This is a genomic window from Anaerococcus sp. Marseille-P3915 (assembly GCF_900258475.1).
Classification (GTDB): domain Bacteria; phylum Bacillota; class Clostridia; order Tissierellales; family Peptoniphilaceae; genus Anaerococcus; species Anaerococcus kampingae.
In genome coordinates this window covers 1,132,841-1,151,742 of sequence record NZ_LT984887.1, presented here as the reverse complement: position 1 = coordinate 1,151,742, position 18,902 = coordinate 1,132,841, and the positions used below count along the sequence as shown (strand labels likewise).

Genomic DNA, 18,902 nt, shown 5'->3' with positions numbered 1-18,902 from the left:
ATGGAAAGAATTAAAGACTTCTTCCACACCACAAAAATAGCCTTTAGGGAGACCATCAAAAAGCTTGGCAAATCATATTTTGTCTTAATATTTGTAATGGTATCAACAATTTTTGACAATAATGAATTTGGCTTTGGGCCTGTTGGAAGTACAATCGGCGGAATAATCCACTATTTCATAGGGGTAATCATTACATCCTTTATCCTACAAAGCTTGATATCTGTTGTAAAATACGGCAATACAGGCAAAAAGTCTCTAGAAAACTCCATGGGTAATTACTTCATGCCTCTTATAGAAACCATGTTTTGGATGTATATCTTAGATGTTGTAGCAAGCCTTTTATTAGTGAATTTCCCTGTGAGGGTAAATATTATAGTCAGGATTATAATTCAAATCCTAACATCAGCTCTTTATGAGGAGATTTATCTAAATAATAGGTATGGCATAGATGCAATTCGTGAATCTATTGTTTTTGTTAAAAACAATATCCTAAACTACGGCATCTTTAGCTTGCTATTCATAGCTTTGGAATTTATATTGTCAATATATTTAGGTCTTGGTCAAGCTATGAGCACAAATAAAATCTTTGCCTGCTTAATTATTTCCCTAGTTCACAGCTTCTTTATGCTATTTAGGGGCCATTTGTTTAAGTATTTAAACGAACATCCATATCGACAAAGGAAATTCATGAGAGGTTTTGATGACTAAGTTAGATGCATATTTTTATAAATTTCACGACAATTTAGCCTATATAGAACTAAAAGAAGTCGCTAAGCATGAGGATTTATCTGGCTTATCCCTCCCGATTTATATAGAAGATATGAAAGAGGGGATCAAAAGCGGGGACTTTGCCAATAATATAAATTTAGACCTAGTCTTTGAAGCTATGATTATAAATCTAGCAATTGACTTTGATTTTGTCTATAAAGATGCCTATGTAAAGGCCTTAAATAATTATATAGAAGACTTAGGAGCCTATTCCACTGATAAGATCGTAAAAGAAGCAAATCCTAACAAGGCCCTACTTCTAGCAAGAGGTTTTTATCTATTGAAAAGAGAAAATAATTTTGCAGCCTATCTTTATGCTAAACTCTTGTGGCCAAAGGCCTACGAAGAGGATAGCGAATATAAGGATGATTTTGTAAGAGAGGCTCTAAGGATTTTGCAAGAGGCAATTGGAAAAGACGAAGACTTTGCCATAGGTTTTTATGAGCTAGGCAACATCTACGCAAATCTTGGCGAATATATCAAGGCAAGGTCATATTACAAAAATGCCCTCAGGAAAACCGAGGATGAATTAGCCAAGGAAGAAATTAGAAATAAGATAGAAGCAGTTGACGACAATGCAGAAATAGAGGAAAGCCTCTATTTTATTGGTAAGTCAGATTATAGTAAGGCTGTTGATACTTTATCCAAGCTCTTAAATAAGGTAAAAAGAGCCGACGCCTATTATTATCTAGGCGTGGCCTACCAAAATATGGGCCTATATGAAAACTCAATAATGGCCTTTGAAAATTCTCTAGAATTAAATGCAGATTTTAGGGAACTTTACAATGATTATGCCATAAGCCTATATTTAAATAAAGAAGAAATGGAAGCGATAAAGATCATAAATCAGGGACTTGAAAAATATCCGCAAGATCCAAGGATGACCTATAATAAGATTCAAATCAACCTTGTCTTGGGAAATTTATCCAAGGCTAAGGAAGATATCGAAGAGCTTTTAACCTACGATGACCTAACGGATGAGATAAAAGAAAATCTATCTATTTTAAAAAACCACTATAAATTATAAAATAAAAGCTGGAGCTTGAGAAAATTTGCAAGCTCCAGCTTATTTTCAATCTTTAATAGTAGTGCCTGAGTCGTCAGGATTATTGGTATTTAGGATTTTAATAGTAATATTTTTATTCATAACAGGCCTAATGGCGTCTTCTTGATAGACTCCAGCACCGGACTTAATAATTTTTTGCAAGCCCTTATAATCTAGTTTTTCGATTTTTTGGGCATTCTTATCCCTTTTAGGGTCAGCTGTCATTATACCAGATACGTCAGTCCAGTTTTCATAAACAGAAGAATCAAGGGCAGCGGCAAGAATTGACCCGGTATAATCTGATCCACCCCTCTTAAAAGTTTTAATCTGACCATCTTTACTTCCATAAAAACCAGGAACAACGACCTTCATCCCATCTTTGATTCTGGATCTTATAGTCTTAAAGGTCCTTTCGATATCAATATCCTCATCATCAAAGAAAATTAAATCCTTCGCATCGAAAAAGTCATAGCCTAAAAAATTTGCGAGGATTTTGGCATTTAAGTATTCACCCCTAGATAGATTGAAATCACGATTTAAGGAGAAGGCAACTTCTGCAAGGCTTTGGTCAATTTCATTTTTAAGGAAATCGTCTAAATTCAAATCATCAATTATTTCATAGAAACGATCCTTAATCTTATCATTAATTTTGTACTTTTCTTCTCTTTTTTCATATATTTCCTTATTGAGTTCTTTAATTTTTTCCTCAAGAGCCCTAATTTGTTCATTAGAATCAGAAATTTTTACCAAAAGATCAGTAACCTTAATATCATAAGGGTCTCGCTTTCCTGGCGCAGACACAACGATTACATTCCTATCATCCTTGCTATTGATAATATCCTTAACTCTTTCAAACTGACCGGCATCAGATAGGGAAGAGCCACCAAATTTCGAAACAGATTTTTCTTCAATACTCTCAAGTCTATAAGGTGTATTTTGATAAACGGCATAGTTAATCCAATTTGAGAAAAATAAGGAAGCAGCTGATTTCCAACTCATATTAATCTTATTAGTACCTTCGAAATAATAATTGACCGGTCTATTAGGATTAAGACTTCTTTTTTGATCCCTTAGGTATTCATTATTAAGTGTTTCTTTATTATATTCAAGGTGGCCAAGTGAAAAAATAAACCTATTATCAGAACTTGTAGCAAGACAGAGCCCAACCTCATCAGATGAAGCAAGGACATCTAAGTCATCAATGTCGTCCAAATCTTTAGGGTCAACTCCTTTGTATCGAGAATGGGGAACATTGTATAAGTCATCAAAGCCATCAAGAAGCCTTGAATTGCTGTTTTTAATAAAAGGATAAACTCCACATAGTTTTTCATTAAAAGAAAAGCTATCGACATCATAAAAGTAATTAAGGGCAGCAAGAGAAGCCCAGCAGATAAAAATAGTAGAATAGACATTTTCTCTGGCATAATCAAAAATTTTAGTAAGCTCATCCCAATATTTAATATCCTTATAGTCAATATTTTCAATAGGGGCACCAGTAATAATCATGCCATCATACTTGGTATCTTTAATATCATCATAAGACTTATAAAGCTTATTGAGCCTATTAAGGTCTGTGTGTTTGTTTTCATATGTAGTAGTCCTAATAAAATCAACCTCAATTTGAAGGGCATGAGCGGAAATAAGCTTAAGCAAATCAATCTCAGTTTCCTCCTTATTAGGCATAAGATTGACAATAGCAATCTTAAGAGGTCTTATATCCTGGCTACTAGCCCTCATTGGATTGATAGCAAAAATATTTTCTTCTTGCAAAACCTCTTCTTTAATAAAATCTTCAGATAAAATAACTGGCATAAATCCTCCTATAATAAAAAAAGAGCCTTCGACCAAAGGACGAAGACTCGTGTTACCACCTTATTTTACTATTATCTCACGATAACAGACTTAGTAGGTATCAAACAATACCATCTGCTGTAAGGGGCATACCCCTAGCTGGCTAAAAATTCACCAACTAACAAAAAAGACCATCTTCACTTAAAAGGAATCTACTTATTTCACCACAACTAAGCTCTCTTTAATCATCCTATATAAGCTACTCTTCTTTATATAAGCAATATAAACTTATTAATATATTTAAAAATATATTACCATAAGCAAGCTATAAAGTCAATTTGCAAAGAAAATATAAAAAAAAACAAAAAAAATTTGACAAATAGAAAAATAGATGTTATAGTATTAAATGTCGGTGCGACAGGAACTAGTCGCCAAGATAAAAAAATCATAAAAAAATGAAAAAAAGTCTTGACAAGATAAAAAACCTGTGGTACTATATAATAGTCAGCACGATAAATGCTGAGACATGAACCAGAAATGCTAAGGCATTTCATACAAATTAAATATCAATGGTTTTTGTTGCTATTTAAAATAGCAAAACAAAAACTTTAAAGAATAACAACTATAACCTAGTTAAATTTCTTTACAGTAATGATTCTTGATATACAAGAATATAAATCACGCATTTGATTAAGTCAAGTGTAAATGAATAGAGTCTTGATCTAAGACTTTCATACAAATTTTTTATGAGAGTTTGATCCTGGCTCAGGATTAACGCTGGCGGCGTGCATAACACATGCAAGTCGAACGATGAAACTTAACTGATTTCTTCGGAGTGAAATTAAGTGGATTAGTGGCGGACGGGTGAGTAACGCGTGAGTAACCTGCCTTAGAGATGGGGATAGCCTCTGGAAACGGAGAATAATACCCAATGATACCAAGCTATCGCATGGTAGCCTGGTCAAAGATTTATCGCTCTAAGATGGACTTGCGTCTGATCAGCTAGTTGGTGAGATAATGGCTCACCAAGGCAACGATCAGTAGCCGGCTTGAGAGAGTGTACGGCCACATTGGGACTGAGACACGGCCCAGACTCCTACGGGAGGCAGCAGTGGGGAATTTTGCACAATGGGGGAAACCCTGATGCAGCGACGCCGCGTGATTTAGAAGGCCTTCGGGTTGTAAAAATCTTTTGTATAGGAAGAAAATGACAGTACTATACGAATAAGGACCGGCTAATTACGTGCCAGCAGCCGCGGTAATACGTAAGGTCCGAGCGTTGTCCGGAATCATTGGGCGTAAAGGGTACGTAGGCGGGTAAGCAAGTTAGAAGTGAAATCCTATAGCTCAACTATAGTAAGCTTTTAAAACTGCTCATCTTGAGGTATGGAAGGGAAAGTGGAATTCCTAGTGTAGCGGTGAAATGCGCAGATATTAGGAGGAATACCGGTGGCGAAGGCGACTTTCTGGCCATAACCTGACGCTGAGGTACGAAAGCGTGGGTAGCAAACAGGATTAGATACCCTGGTAGTCCACGCCGTAAACGATGAGTGTTAGGTGTCTGGAGTAAATCTGGGTGCCGCAGCTAACGCATTAAACACTCCGCCTGGGGAGTACGCACGCAAGTGTGAAACTCAAAGGAATTGACGGGGACCCGCACAAGCAGCGGAGCATGTGGTTTAATTCGACGCAACGCGAAGAACCTTACCAAGTCTTGACATATTACGGCGGGAGCTAGAGATAGTTCCTTACTTCTTCGGAAGACTGTAATACAGGTGGTGCATGGTTGTCGTCAGCTCGTGTCGTGAGATGTTGGGTTAAGTCCCATAACGAGCGCAACCCCTATTGTTAGTTACCATCATTAAGTTGGGGACTCTAACGATACTGCCGGTGACAAACCGGAGGAAGGTGGGGATGACGTCAAATCATCATGCCCTTTATGACTTGGGCTACACACGTGCTACAATGGCAGGTACACAGAGCAGCAAGACAGCGATGTCAAGCAAATCTCAAAAAGCCTGTCCCAGTTCGGATTGCACTCTGCAACTCGAGTGCATGAAGTTGGAGTTGCTAGTAATCGTGGATCAGAATGCCGCGGTGAATGCGTTCCCGGGTCTTGTACACACCGCCCGTCACACCATGGAAGTTGGCAATACCCGAAGCCTGTGAGCGAACCTTTTGGACGCAGCAGTCGAAGGTAGGGTCAGTAACTGGGGTGAAGTCGTAACAAGGTAGCCGTATCGGAAGGTGCGGCTGGATCACCTCCTTTCTAAGGATGAGGAGAGGGTACGCTCTCTCCTCACACGGAAACAAAAACAAAAACCATTGATATACAATTTGGTTCAAAGCCAAATAAAAATATGGGGATATAGCTCAGCTGGGAGAGCACCTGCCTTGCACGCAGGGGGTCAAGAGTTCGAATCTCTTTATCTCCACCATGCAAATTCGCAAGCGAATTTGCAAAAAAGAACCATAAAAACTAAATAGCAAACAATATTTCCAGTCAAGAAAGAAAGGGCGCAAGGTGGATGCCTTGGCACATGAAGGCGACGAAGGACGTAAGTGAACGAAAACTAGGGTAAGCTCACAAAAAGCATTGACCCCTAGGTCTCCGAATGGGGAAACCCGGCTGTGGAAGACACAGTCATCATTAAGTGAATACATAGCTTAATGAAGCAAGACCCTGTGAACTGAAACATCTAAGTAACAGGAGGAAAAGAAAGAAAACTCGATTTTCCTAGTAGCGGCGAGCGAAAAGAAAAGAGCCCAACTCATTAAGGATCATATTTAATTAGCAGAATCATTTGGGAAGATGAACCAAAGAAAGTGACAGTCTTGTACGCGACAGTTAAATATGGACAGAGGGAAAGTAGCACCGGACACGAGGAATCCGTTGTGAAGATAGGGGGCCCATCCCCTAAGGCTAAATACTAACATGTGACCGATAGTGAACAAGTACCGTGAGGGAAAGGTGAAAAGAACCCCGAAAGGGGAGTGAAATAGAACCTGAAACCTAGTGCCTACAAGCAGACAGAGCAATTAAGCCCGACATACTGGGCAAAGTGTGATGTCGTACCTTTTGTAGAATGGGCCAGCGAGTTATTCTAAGCTGCAAGATTAATGATTTAAGATCAGAAGTCGAAGCGAAAGCGAGTCTGAATAGGGCGAAAAGTAGAATAGAATAGACCCGAAACCGGGTGATCTATCCATGACCAGAGTGAAGGTGAAGTAAAATTCACTGGAGGCTCGAACCGGGTACGGTTTAAAACGTATCGGATGAGTTGTGGTTAGGGGTGAAAAGCCAAACGAACTCGGATATAGCTGGTTCTCCTCGAAATAGCTTTAGGGCTAGCCTTTGACGAAAGATTTAAGGAGGTAGAGCACTGAATGGTCTAGGGCGGTTTACCGTACCAAAACCTATCAAACTCCGAATGCCAAAAAATCAAGTCAAGGAGTCAGACTTAGAGGGATAAGCTTCTAAGTCGAAAGGGAAACAGCCCAGACCGACAGCTAAGGTCCCAAAATCTGGATTAAGTGGAAAAGGATGTGATCCTACTAAGACAACCAGGACGTTGGCTTAGAAGCAGCCATGCATTTAAAGAATGCGTAATAGCTCACTGGTCAAGTGGGGTTGCGCCGAAAATGAACGGGGCTCAAATCCAGTACCGAAGCTTCGGATTGATAGAGGAATTAAGTATACAAGTAAGGTATATAATTAAACTTGAATGGAAATATTAAAGATAACAGAGTTAACAAAAGAGTAGAAAATCAAAACTAACATACGCTCACTAAGAAAAATCAGAAAAGATTCAAAAATCACCCAAAATCCTAAAAAGAATAAACGGTAGGTCTAAAAACCTAAGCGTAAGTCAAACTACAATAAATTAACTGGTAACTGTAAATATTAAACGTCAAGTAAAATCTATCTTACAAGCATACTTAATACCTCTATCAGTGGTAGAGGAGCGTTGTATTAGGGAAGAAGCAGAAGCGAAAGCAAAGGTGGACTTAATACAAGTGAGAATGCTGGCATGAGTAGCGAGAAGGAGAGTGAGAATCTCTCCCGTCGAAACCCTAAGGATTCCTGAGCAAGGCTCGTCCCCTCAGGGTAAGTCGGGACCTAAGCCAAGGCCGAAAGGCGTAGGCGATGGACAACAGGTTTAGATTCCTGTACCGCTTAAAGTCGTTAAGAGAGAAGTGATGACGCAAGAGGATAAGCTAAGCTGACAGATGGAAGTCAGTCCAAGCAGTGAGATTAATGTGTAGGCAAATCCGCACATTGTTAAAATCAGGCTGTGATGGGTATCGAAAACATGAGTAGAGAAGTAGCCGATTTCAAATTGCCAAGAAAAGTCACTATCCAGACCAAAGCGCCCGTACCCGAAACCGACACAGGTAGGGAGGTAGAGAATACCAAGACGCGCGGAAGAACCTTTGTTAAGGAACTCGGCAAAATGTCCCCGTAACTTCGGGAGAAGGGGAGCCATAGCGATATGGCCACAGAAACCAGGCCCAAGCGACTGTTTACCAAAAACACAAGTTTCTGCAAAATCGTAAGATGAAGTATAGGAGCTGACACCTGCCCGGTGCTGGAAGGTTAAGGCGAAGGCTTAGCGCAAGCGAAGGCTCGAACTTAAGCCCCAGTAAACGGCGGCCGTAACTATAACGGTCCTAAGGTAGCGAAATTCCTTGTCGGGTAAGTTCCGACCCGCACGAAAGGTGTAACGATTTGGGCACTGTCTCAACAAAGGATCCGGTGAAATTGTAGTAGTCGTGAAGATGCGACTTACCCACGCTAGGACGGAAAGACCCCGTGGAGCTTTACTGTAGGCTGATATTGGACTTTGAGATTAGATGTACAGGATAGTTGGGAGACTGTGATACATGCACGCCAGTGTGTGAGGAGTCACCCTTGGGATACCAACCTTCTAATATTAAAGTTCTAACGATAACCCTTGAATCAGGGTATCGGACATTGTCAGTTGGGCAGTTTGACTGGGGCGGTCGCCTCCTAAAAAGTAACGGAGGCGTTCAAAGGTTCGCTCAGAATGGACGGAAACCATTCGAAGAGTACAAAGGCATAAGCGAGCTTAACTGCAAAACCTACAAGTTGCGCAGAGTAGAAATACGGACTTAGTGATCCGGTGGTACCGCATGGAAGGGCCATCGCTCAACGGATAAAAGCTACCCCGGGGATAACAGGCTTATCTCCCCCAAGAGTCCACATCGACGGGGAGGTTTGGCACCTCGATGTCGGCTCGTCTCATCCTGGGGCTGAAGTAGGTCCCAAGGGTTGGGCTGTTCGCCCATTAAAGAGGCACGCGAGCTGGGTTCAGAACGTCGTGAGACAGTTCGGTCCCTATCCAGCGTGGGCGTAAGAAATTTGAGAGGATCTGTCCCTAGTACGAGAGGACCGGGATGGACATACCAATGGTCTACCAGTTGTTCCGCCAGGAGCATAGCTGGGTAGCTACGTATGGAATCGATAAGTACTGAAAGCATCTAAGTACGAAACAGACCTCAAGATAAGATTTCTCAGAGTACGTAAAGAAAATACGTTTGATAGGTCCAAGGTGTAAGTGCAGTAATGTATTAAGCTAATGGATACTAATACTTTATATCTTGACTGGAAATATTGTTTCCCACTAAGGTGGGGTCCACAAAAAAGTGGATGCTATTTAAGGCAAGCCCGTCCGGCTTATGGAGGACTCTCCATGAAATGGTCGAGCGAAGCGAGAAAGATGGTTCAAAAAATATGGTGATGATTGCATGAGAGATACACCTGTTCCCATACCGAACACAGAAGTTAAGCCTCATAACGCCGATGGTACTGCCTGGGCAACTGGGTGGTAGAGTAGGAAGTCGCCAAACAGTTTAATACAACTAGCCTATTTGGCTAGTTTGTACTAACTGTAAATTTCATAATAAGTATTGACAAAATCAAAAAAACATGCTATTATATTATCATGTCATGCTTAGGTAGCTCAATGGTGGAGCACCCGGCTGTTAACCGGTAGGTTGTGGGTTCGAGTCCCACCCTGAGCGCCAAGTAAATATCGCGGGATAGAGCAGTCTGGTAGCTCGTCGGGCTCATAACCCGGAGGTCGTAGGTTCAAATCCTGCTCCCGCAACCAAAATTCCATATCAAATGGAAGTAATTATGGCGAAGTAGCTCAGTTGGCTAGAGCATTCGGTTCATACCCGGAGTGTCAAGAGTTCAAGTCTCTTCTTCGCTACCATTTTTTTATAAGCTCTTAGCTTATTTGACCTAGGAGCTATATGGCTCCATGGTCAAGCGGTTAAGACACCAGCCTCTCACGCTGGTTTCCCGGGTTCGAATCCCGGTGGAGTCACCAAATTGACCATAGACTAGTATAGCCTATGGTATTAATTTTTATGGTTCAATTAAATTAAGGCCCCATGGTCAAGCGGTTCGAAGCCCCTAACCCCAATTGTGAAACAATTGGATGGTAGGTCTGGTTACCGCTCGTATAGTGTGAACAAAATAGAATTAAATACTTGAATTAATGTTTAAATTAAGGCCCCATGGTCAAGCGGTTAAGACACCACCCTTTCACGGTGGTATCCCGGGTTCGAATCCCGGTGGGGTCACCATATGGAAGTATAGCTCAGTTGGGAGAGCATCTGCCTTACAAGCAGGGGGTCACAGGTTCGAGCCCTGTTACTTCCACCAAAAGCAATTAAATATTGCTCATTACATTTTGTTATCCTATAATAAAATGTTGATGAGGCCTGGTAGTTCAGCTGGTTAGAATGCCGCCCTGTCACGGCGGAGGTCGTGGGTTCGAATCCCATCCAGGTCGCCAATATAATAATGCAACCTAGAAGTGACTTCGTACAAGGTCCGCCGTAACGGCGGAAGAGTTCTTCGGACTCACTAACGTTCGTCTCGAAGATTTCAAATCTTGCGATTTGAAACCCTGTAAGGGACTGGGTTCGAATCCCATCTAGGTCGCCACAGAACTTATATTTAAAAATTGATTGCATCAATTGTGGATATTGGCAATCATTTAGGATTGGTTTTACCAATCCTGCCCAACCCTTTAATAAAAATAGATGCTGATGTAGCTCAATTGGCAGAGCAATTGATTTGTAATCAATAGGTTGTAGGTTCAAGTCCTATCATCAGCTCCAAATTTAATCTTATGGATTAATATGCGGATGTGGCTCAGTGGTAGAGCATCGCCTTGCCAAGGCGAGGGTCGCGAGTTCGAATCTCGTCATCCGCTCCAAATTAAATAAAGAAAAAAACCAAGCCTAGCCTATCTTGTGGCTTGCTTGGTTTTTATTATGCGTCATTAGCTCAGCTGGATAGAGCGTCTGGCTACGGACCAGAAGGCCTGGGGTTCGAATCCTCAATGACGCGCCAGCAATAAAAGAGGAATGTCGACTATCGACATTCCTCTTTTTCTTATATCTAAAGATAGACTATAAAATTAATTTCAAAATACAAGATTTATGTGCTACAATAATAGTAGTAAGATAAAGTGGATAAAATCCCTTGATTTTAAAAGTAGGAATGGCTAAAAATAGGGATAATTTTAGTGTAATACCCGCACACGCGGGGGTGATCCTGCTGATAAGCAGTTTATGAAGTTTATTGAGGAGTAATACCCGCACACGCGGGGGTGATCCTCGTGGATAGCCTGACTCATAAGCCTAAAATTCGTAATACCCGCACACGCGGGGGTGATCCTGGCTTAGATATTGAATTTGATATAAGCTTCGGGTAATACCCGCACACGCGGGGGTGATCCCGCCTGATTTAAGGTATGAGAGAGACCTTGACAGTAATACCCGCACACGCGGGGGTGATCCTCAACCGAGAAGAAAATTTTTGAAAGTTGTTAAGTAATACCCGCACACGCGGGGGTGATCCCGCCTGATTTAAGGTATGAGAGAGACCTTGACAGTAATACCCGCACACGCGGGGGTGATCCTAGATATGAAGGGTCTTTTACTTTGGAAAGATAGTAATACCCGCACACGCGGGGGGATTCACTATAATTTATTTACAGAATGTGTGTTGACTATTAGTATATGAGGATTGAAACCTATATATTTTCATGATTGCACTGGCAAATATTTAACTACTTATATAATTTTTTATTCTTTTATGTTTATTTCGGCATAGAAAAACCCCACCCTCTATATACTGGATTTTGGGGTTCATCTCATAATCACTTTTTAATATAATCTTTTTTATTATTATTTTCATTTTCTATATCGTCAATTATATTATTAACTTCCTGAGTATCTAAAAAAGTAACAAAATTTAGTATGTTTGCAATCATCTTAGATAATTTATAAGGAATACTCTTTTTGCTTTTATTTTTATTTTTATCAGCTTGATACATAGCGATTACGAGGAAAAATATTGTCAATAAAATAAGAATTAAGTCTATCATAACTTCTCCTTTATCTATTATTATCTAACACCTGTCTTATTAAAGTAATTACCCGATAATTATGCTTATAATCATTGGATATTATTATAATGGATGTTATTATTAACATTTATTAGATTTTAATAATATCTATGGTAAAATTATAAAAAAATTACGAGGATTTTATGAAAAAATATAGAATTTTATATGCCTTAATGGCTCTGTTTGTGATTTTTATTGGTTTTAAGTTTTTTGCTAGGTCTTCCAATGATTCTGGTCATGATGAAGTACTTCCTAAGTCTACAAACGCATCAGAAATTTACCTAGCTGGTGGATGTTTTTGGGGTGTTGAGGGGTATTTTAAGAAAATTCCTGGAGTCCTTGATACTGATGTAGGTTATGCTAATGGAAAAACAGATGCTACTTCTTATGAGAAAATAGGTGCTACTGACCATAGCGAGACTGTTAAGATTTCTTATGATCCAGATGTGGTGGCTTTGCAGGATATTTTGGAATATTATTTTAGGATTATTGACCCGACTTCTGTTAATAAGCAGGGCAATGATGAGGGTAGGCAATATAGGACTGGAATTTACTACACTGATGAGAATGATATGCTAATTATCGATGAAATTATTAGGCAAAAGCAGGAAGGCTATGATAAGAAAATTGTTGTTGAAGTTGAACCTTTGAAAAATTTTATCTTGGCTGAAGACTATCATCAAGACTATCTAGATAAAAATCCTGGCGGCTATTGCCATATAAATATTGGCCTTGCAGATAAACCTTTGGATTCTAAGAAGGATGTTCTTTTTAAGGATAAAAAAGCTTTGAAAGAAAAGCTTAGCGAGGAAGAATACAAGGTTACCCAAGAAAATCAAACTGAGAGGCCTTTTTCATCTAAATATGATGATTTTGATGAGCCAGGAATTTATGTTGATAAAGTCAGCGGCGAGCCACTTTTTTCTTCAAAGGATAAGTATGATGCTGGCTGCGGTTGGCCTTCTTTTACAAAGTCAATTGGTGGCAATATTAATTATAGGGGTGACAAGTCCCACAATATGGATAGGGTTGAGGTAAGATCTAGAAGAGGAGATTCTCACTTAGGTCATGTCTTTAATGATGGTCCAAAGGATAAGGGCGGCGCTAGATATTGTATTAATGGAGCAGCTTTGCGCTTTATTCCTCTTAGCAAGATGGAGGAAGAGGGCTATAAAGCCTATATCGATAAGGTCAAATAATCTAATTGGGGAGATTAATTTCTCTCCTTTTTATTTGAAAATTTGTTTGAATTTTAAGGTTTTTACATAAAAATTAAGAATTTTATATAAATTTAATTAAGAATTCATTTTTTTAGCATAAATTGGGTATATATTATTAAATAGGAGGAAAGTATGAATAATAGAAAATATAAGAGATCTGGTGGCGGTTTTGCTACTTTTGCTGCTGGACTTCTCGGCGCTATTGTTGGTGGATTTATCGTATATTTCCTACTAGCAGGTGCTAAGACTAATAAAATGGAAGTTAATAATAATACAAATCAAATAGAAACAAGACAGGAGAATTCTAAACCAATTGAGATTAAGGATAATGCGTCTATGGAGTCGGTTGTGGTTAAAAAATCAATTGATTCTGTGGTTGGTATTAATACGGTGTCTAAGGTGACTAGGCAGTCATTTTTTGGACCTCAGTCAGGTTATGTTGAGGGAATTGGTTCAGGCTCTATTGTGAGCAAGGATGGCTATATTGTAACAAATTCTCACGTTGTAAGCGATGGAGATGCTAAGGAAATAAATGTTTTGTTTAATAATGGCGAAACTGCTCCAGCAGAGCTTGTGTGGAATGATTCATCTTTAGACCTTGCCGTAATTAAGGTAGATTCAAACAATAAAAATCTCAAGGCTATTGATATTGGTGATAGCGATGAGATTGGTGTCGGAGATAGGGTTGTTGCTATTGGTAATCCTTTGGGATTCCAGCTTCAATCAACAGTTACATCCGGTATAATTTCAGGACTTAATAGAAGTGTCGCCTTTAATACAGGAGTCCAAATGGATGGACTAATGCAGACAGATGCGGCAATTAATGCTGGTAACTCTGGTGGAGCCCTTCTAAACTCTAAGGGAGAGCTCATTGGTATAAATACTGCAAAGGCCGGTAATTCTGATGGCATTGGCTTTGCTATTCCAATTAATACTGTAAAACCAGTCATCGATACAATTAGGAAAAAGGGCAAATTTGATTCTGTCTACCTAGGCATTACTGGCCAATCAATCGACTACCTAAAACAAATGTCCTACCTCAGAGATAAGGACCTGGGAACTGACCACGGTATCTATGTAGTAAGTGTCTTTTCAGATGATGATTCAATCAAAAAAGGGGATATCATTACAGCAATTGATGGTAAGGAAGTAAAGGATATGTCAGGCCTAAGAAAAATTCTTTTAAGCTATGCCGTAGGAGATAGTGCAGAAATTAGCCTTGTAAGGGATGGCAAGGAAATGAAAGTCGACTTTAAATTTACTCTTGATTCATCAAATGTAGATGAATATAAACAAGCAAGACCAAATGAGAAAAATAGTGAAGAAGATAGGGGAATAAATCCATTCTTCAATCTTCCATAAAATATATAAGCCATAGTTAGGATAATTAAGCCCAAAACTATGGCTTTTTTTATTGAAATACCTTTACAAATGCGGTCAAGAAAATTATTTGACATGGCTTTAAATAGCGTGTATAATAATCGAGTCAAGTAAAAATATTGACAGGTGATAATATGGAAAAAATTGTAAAAGTAGCCCAGTTATATGACATGTATGGCGCACTTCTAAATGAAAAGCAAAGAGATGTTATAAATTGCTATTATAACGAAGATTTATCCCTTCAGGAAATAGCTGATAATACCGGCAGAACCAAGCAGGCTATATCAGATATGATCAATAGGAGTGTTGATAAATTATTTGAGTTTGAAGATGAGCTTTCTTTACTTAAAAGCAAAACGGAACTTGTAGGAGCTCTTTATGATATAAGAGAGCTGATTGAAAGTTCAAATAATAAAGAAGCAATTGAGATGTTAAATATAGTAATTGAAAAGATTTAGGAGCTTATATGGCATTTGAAAACCTTGCTGATAGACTCCAAGAAGCCCTTGGAAAACTAACAGGAAAAGGAAAATTAAATGAAAAAGACATAGACACTGCTATGAGGGAGATAAGACTTTCTCTATTAGAAGCAGATGTTAACTACAAGGTTGTAAAAGACTTTGTAAAGACTATCAAGGAAAGGTCCCTTGGAGAAGATGTGATGAAATCCCTATCTCCTGGCCAAATGGTAGTCAAGATAGTAAATGAAGAATTAACTGAGCTAATGGGTAAGGAAAATTCAAGGCTAGATCTAAGAGGCTCTACCCCTCATATGGTAATGATGGTAGGTCTACAAGGTTCTGGTAAGACCACCCATTCTGGTAAACTTGTAAAACTCTTACAAAAAGAAAACAGAAATCCAATGCTAGCAGCCCTAGATATCTACAGACCAGCAGCCATAGAGCAGCTAAAGGTAGTAGGTAAACAAGCAAATACCCACGTATTTGAAATGGGCAAAACTGATCCTGTCACTATAGCTACCGAGGCCAAAAAATACGCTAGACATAATAATTACGACACAGTAATCCTAGATACAGCAGGTAGGCTTCAGATAGATGATGAGCTTATGGAAGAGCTTAAAAACATCAAAGAAAGCGTCAAACCTGACGAAATCCTCTTGGTAGTAGATGCCATGACAGGTCAAGAAGCGGTAAATGTAGCCAAAACCTTTGATGACTACCTAGATATAACAGGAGTAATCCTAACAAAGCTAGATGGTGATGCAAGAGGCGGGGCAGCACTTTCCATAAGACAGGTTGTAGGCAAGCCAATCAAATTTATAGGTGTTGGTGAAAAACTTGACGACTTAGAGCCTTTCCATCCAGACAGGATGGCAAGCAGAATCCTTGGAATGGGAGATGTACTTTCGCTAATAGAAAAGGCCGAAGCACAATTTTCTCTAGAAAATGCCAAAGAATTAGAAGCAAAGATGAGAGAGCAGACATATTCCCTAGATGATTTCATGGAGCAAATCCAACAAATCAAGAATATGGGACCTCTAGAAGATCTACTTGCAATGATACCGGGAGTGAATTCTAAAATGTTAAAGGGTGTCAATGTGGATGATGCCGGATTTGACAAGATAGAAGCCCTAATCAATTCTATGACAAAAGAAGAGAAAGATAACCCAGAAATAATTGGAAAAAGTAGAAAAGTAAGGATTTCAAATGGTTCTGGAGTAGATATCCGTGAACTTAATAAGCTACTTAAACAATTTAAAGAGCTTAAAAAAATGATGAAAAAGATGAGCGGATTTAAAGCAAATCAAAAAAGAGGCAGAAGATTTCCAAAAATGCCTTTCTTTTAAAAAATAAGGAGGAAAAAATGGCAGTAAAAATTAGATTAAAGAGAATGGGACAAAAGAAAAAACCATTCTACAGAGTAGTTGTAGCAGATTCTAGAAGAGCAAGAGATGGTAGATTTATCGAAGAGATAGGCTACTACAATCCAGTTGCTGAACCAAAAGTATTTAGAATTGACAATGAAAAAGCTAAACAATGGATCAAAAACGGTGCACAACCAACATCTATTGTAGAAAAGCTATTCAAAGACAATGATGTATTAGCATAATTATGAAAGAACTAGTTGAATTAATAGTAAAAGAATTAGTAAGCGACAAAGATGCTGTAGAAATCATCGAAGATAGAGAAGGCAGCGAAGTAAACATACTAATAAAAGTAGCTGAAGAAGACAAGGGTAGGGTAATAGGAGTAAGAGGCAATATCATAAACTCCATAAGAACTATCGCAAGAAGCGCAGCTATAAAGGAAAATGTTAAGGTAAATATAAAAATATGAGAATCTCAGTAGGAGAGATAGTAGCCAGCCACGGCATCCGCGGCAATCTCAAGGTAAATAGCCTAACAGACAATGAAAAAAGATTTGAGAAGGGATCCAAAGTCTTCATAGAAGATGAACTTTTAACCATAAGAGAATCTTTTAAGAAAAAAAACCAAGTAATAATAGGCTTTGAAGAATACGATAATATCAACGATGTCCTAAAATTTGTAGGCAAAGATATCACAATTGATGAAAAAGATCTAGGCAAACTTGCAGAAGGCGAAATATACATCCACGAACTTTACGGACTAAAAGTAATCTCCGATGGGCAAATAAAAGGAGAAATAAAAGACGTAATAAGCGGAGTATACCCAAATGATGTATACCTAGTTCAAACAGATAAAGGCGAAGTACTCTTACCAGCCTTAAGAGCTATTATCAAAGAAATAAATACTGAAAAAGGATTTATAGAAGTAGAAAATTTTAGTGACTATGAATAAAGTAACACTCCTAACCTTATTTCCAGAATCTTTCGAATTTTTAAAGACCTATGGAGTAATAGGAAAGGCCATACAAAATCAAAAATTAGACCTAGAAATAGTAGACATGAGAGATTTTGCAAACAACAAGCATAATCACGTAGATGACACAGTATACGGCGGGGCAGCCGGAATGCTAATAAGACCTCAAGTAATATATGATGCGCTATTATCAGTCAAGAAAGCAAATTCAAAAGTAGCCTTTATGTCGGCTGCAGGAAAAGTTTTAAATCAGAAGTTAGCAATCGACTTTGCAAGTATTGAACACTTGATAATCATATGCGGACATTACGAGGGCATAGATGCAAGGATAACAAATCATTATGTAGACTATGAGATATCTATAGGAGACTATGTACTTACAGGTGGAGAAATCCCTGCTATGGTCCTAATAGACTCAATGGCAAGATTTATAGATGGAGTAGTAGGCAAGGAAGAGTCATTAACAACAGATTCTCACTACAATATATTGTTGCAACAAGACGAATATACCAAGCCAAGAGTATTCAATGGCTACCACGTACCAAACGAACTAGTAAGTGGAGACCACAAGAAAATCGCAGCTTGGAATAAGAAAAATGCAATAGAAAAAACAAAAAGAGTAAGATACGACCTATACGAAAAGTACTTACGAGAGGAGAGCAAAGATGGATTTAATCAAAAAAATAGAAAGTGAAAACCTACGTGAAGAAAACTTTGACTTTAATGTAGGTGATACTGTAAGAATAAGCTACAGAATCAAAGAAGGCGACAAGACAAGATTACAAGACTTCGAAGGAACAGTAATCTACATCAACGAAGGAACAGTAGGCAAGACCTTCACAGTAAGAAGAATATCATATGGTGTAGGAGTAGAAAGAACCTTCCTATATCACAACCCAAGAATAGAAAAACTAGTAGTAACCAGACGTGGTAAGGTAAGAAGAGCAAAACTAAACTACCTAAGAGATCGTCAAGGTAAGGCTGCTAAAGTTAAAGAAAAAACAAACTACTAATAAAAAGGGGACTTTTGCAGATTATGTGAAGGTCCTTTTTTAGTGAAAATTTTGGTATGTGATTTTATTTTTGATAGAATATAATTGAAAGCAGCTTAATTATGAATTAAAGAAAAGATTTGACTAATTAGAAAAAAATATATAATTAATTCTTTGTTGACAATTGTTTCTATATTTAGTTTTTTCAAGATGTTAGCAATCGAAAATACTTCAAGATTAGCAGAGTATATAAATACAGATTATCATATGAATAGTCTTGCATTTATATATATTTGTCTACTTGCAATGTTTGTACTTCTTATCTTAAATACTGTGTGGACCATAAAGTCTTGTAAGGCAGAAAAATAAATAATTAAGCTAATATGAAGGCACTGCTAAATATTTAAATATTTAGTGGTGCCGTATTTCTTTTAAATAGTTTTTTAACTTAGATAA

13 protein-coding genes, 11 tRNA genes, 3 rRNA genes and 1 CRISPR repeat array are annotated in these 18,902 nt (G+C 38.4%); of the genes, 25 read left to right on the top strand and 2 right to left on the bottom strand.

Going from position 1 to position 18,902, the window contains the following annotated elements; all coding sequences use genetic code 11:
* Positions 1-708: a hypothetical protein gene (locus C8269_RS05685; protein WP_106460758.1), complete on the top strand. Its 708-nt coding sequence runs from the start codon at positions 1-3 to the stop codon at positions 706-708.
* Entirely contained in the window at positions 701-1,795 is a 1,095-nt protein-coding gene (locus C8269_RS05680; RefSeq protein WP_106460757.1) for a tetratricopeptide repeat protein, read from the top strand. Before C8269_RS05685 ends, C8269_RS05680 begins: the two co-directional genes overlap by 8 nt.
* Before the next feature lie 45 nt (positions 1,796-1,840).
* Here C8269_RS05680 and C8269_RS05675 read toward each other — a convergent pair whose 3' ends face one another.
* Positions 1,841-3,625 carry a homoserine O-acetyltransferase/O-succinyltransferase family protein gene (locus tag C8269_RS05675; protein WP_106460756.1) on the bottom strand — a complete coding sequence of 595 codons (1,785 nt, stop codon included), beginning with the start codon at positions 3,623-3,625 and terminating at the stop codon, positions 1,841-1,843.
* A gap of 721 nt (positions 3,626-4,346) precedes the next feature.
* Between C8269_RS05675 and C8269_RS05670 the strand changes: the two genes are divergently transcribed.
* From C8269_RS05670 to C8269_RS05605, 14 genes are all read left to right on the top strand, one after another.
* Positions 4,347-5,873 (top strand): 16S ribosomal RNA (locus tag C8269_RS05670).
* A 93-nt stretch (positions 5,874-5,966) separates the two neighbouring features.
* A tRNA-Ala gene (locus tag C8269_RS05665) sits at positions 5,967-6,042 on the top strand.
* A 63-nt stretch (positions 6,043-6,105) separates the two neighbouring features.
* A 23S ribosomal RNA gene (locus tag C8269_RS05660) occupies positions 6,106-9,234 on the top strand.
* 124 nt (positions 9,235-9,358) lie between these two features.
* Positions 9,359-9,475: ribosomal RNA gene (gene rrf / locus C8269_RS05655) — 5S ribosomal RNA — on the top strand.
* The 16S, 23S and 5S rRNA genes sit together here with 11 tRNA genes alongside, the layout of an rRNA operon.
* 102 nt (positions 9,476-9,577) lie before the next feature.
* A tRNA-Asn gene (locus tag C8269_RS05650) sits at positions 9,578-9,652 on the top strand.
* Between the two features lie 9 nt (positions 9,653-9,661).
* Positions 9,662-9,738 (top strand) — tRNA-Met (locus C8269_RS05645).
* 28 nt (positions 9,739-9,766) lie between these two features.
* Positions 9,767-9,843 (top strand) — tRNA-Met (locus tag C8269_RS05640).
* A 42-nt stretch (positions 9,844-9,885) separates the two neighbouring features.
* A tRNA-Glu gene (locus tag C8269_RS05635) sits at positions 9,886-9,960 on the top strand.
* A 184-nt stretch (positions 9,961-10,144) separates the two neighbouring features.
* A tRNA-Glu gene (locus tag C8269_RS05630) sits at positions 10,145-10,219 on the top strand.
* A gap of 3 nt (positions 10,220-10,222) precedes the next feature.
* Positions 10,223-10,298 (top strand) — tRNA-Val (locus tag C8269_RS05625).
* A 56-nt stretch (positions 10,299-10,354) separates the two neighbouring features.
* Positions 10,355-10,431 (top strand) — tRNA-Asp (locus C8269_RS05620).
* A gap of 252 nt (positions 10,432-10,683) precedes the next feature.
* Positions 10,684-10,759 (top strand) — tRNA-Thr (locus tag C8269_RS05615).
* Between the two features lie 23 nt (positions 10,760-10,782).
* A tRNA-Gly gene (locus tag C8269_RS05610) sits at positions 10,783-10,857 on the top strand.
* Between the two features lie 60 nt (positions 10,858-10,917).
* A tRNA-Arg gene (locus C8269_RS05605) sits at positions 10,918-10,994 on the top strand.
* A 177-nt stretch (positions 10,995-11,171) separates the two neighbouring features.
* A CRISPR array of direct repeats spans positions 11,172-11,626; the repeat unit is 28 nt; unit sequence GTAATACCCGCACACGCGGGGGTGATCC.
* A gap of 179 nt (positions 11,627-11,805) precedes the next feature.
* Here the strand turns inward: C8269_RS05605 and C8269_RS05600 are convergent.
* A complete protein-coding gene (locus C8269_RS05600; RefSeq protein WP_106460755.1) occupies positions 11,806-12,033 on the bottom strand; it encodes a hypothetical protein in 228 nt (75 codons plus the stop codon).
* Between the two features lie 164 nt (positions 12,034-12,197).
* Between C8269_RS05600 and msrB the strand changes: the two genes are divergently transcribed.
* The 9 genes from msrB (at position 12,198) to rplS (ending at position 18,467) form a co-directional block, all read left to right on the top strand.
* A complete protein-coding gene (gene msrB / locus C8269_RS05595) occupies positions 12,198-13,253 on the top strand; it encodes a peptide-methionine (R)-S-oxide reductase MsrB (RefSeq protein ID WP_106460754.1) in 1,056 nt (351 codons plus the stop codon).
* A 153-nt stretch (positions 13,254-13,406) separates the two neighbouring features.
* Positions 13,407-14,636: a S1C family serine protease gene (locus tag C8269_RS05590; protein ID WP_106460753.1), complete on the top strand. Its 1,230-nt coding sequence runs from the start codon at positions 13,407-13,409 to the stop codon at positions 14,634-14,636.
* A gap of 152 nt (positions 14,637-14,788) precedes the next feature.
* Positions 14,789-15,112, top strand: a complete 324-nt coding sequence (gene ylxM, locus C8269_RS05585) for a YlxM family DNA-binding protein (RefSeq protein ID WP_106460752.1) — start codon at positions 14,789-14,791, stop codon at positions 15,110-15,112.
* A gap of 8 nt (positions 15,113-15,120) precedes the next feature.
* A complete protein-coding gene (gene ffh, locus C8269_RS05580) occupies positions 15,121-16,461 on the top strand; it encodes a signal recognition particle protein (protein ID WP_106460751.1) in 1,341 nt (446 codons plus the stop codon).
* A 17-nt stretch (positions 16,462-16,478) separates the two neighbouring features.
* Complete coding sequence (gene rpsP, locus C8269_RS05575) at positions 16,479-16,724, top strand: 30S ribosomal protein S16 (RefSeq protein ID WP_106460750.1); 246 nt, start codon at positions 16,479-16,481, stop codon at positions 16,722-16,724.
* 2 nt (positions 16,725-16,726) lie between these two features.
* Positions 16,727-16,951, top strand: a complete 225-nt coding sequence (locus C8269_RS05570) for a KH domain-containing protein (protein WP_106460749.1) — start codon at positions 16,727-16,729, stop codon at positions 16,949-16,951.
* Entirely contained in the window at positions 16,948-17,433 is a 486-nt protein-coding gene (rimM, locus tag C8269_RS05565; RefSeq protein ID WP_106460748.1) for a ribosome maturation factor RimM, read from the top strand. The genes C8269_RS05570 and rimM overlap by 4 nt, the downstream gene beginning before the upstream one ends.
* Entirely contained in the window at positions 17,426-18,148 is a 723-nt protein-coding gene (gene trmD / locus C8269_RS05560; protein ID WP_106460747.1) for a tRNA (guanosine(37)-N1)-methyltransferase TrmD, read from the top strand. Before rimM ends, trmD begins: the two co-directional genes overlap by 8 nt.
* Positions 18,120-18,467 (top strand): 50S ribosomal protein L19, encoded by a 348-nt coding sequence (rplS, locus tag C8269_RS05555; RefSeq protein WP_106460746.1) that lies wholly within the window; start codon positions 18,120-18,122, stop codon positions 18,465-18,467. The genes trmD and rplS overlap by 29 nt, the downstream gene beginning before the upstream one ends.
* The last annotated feature ends 435 nt before the right edge of the window (positions 18,468-18,902 follow it).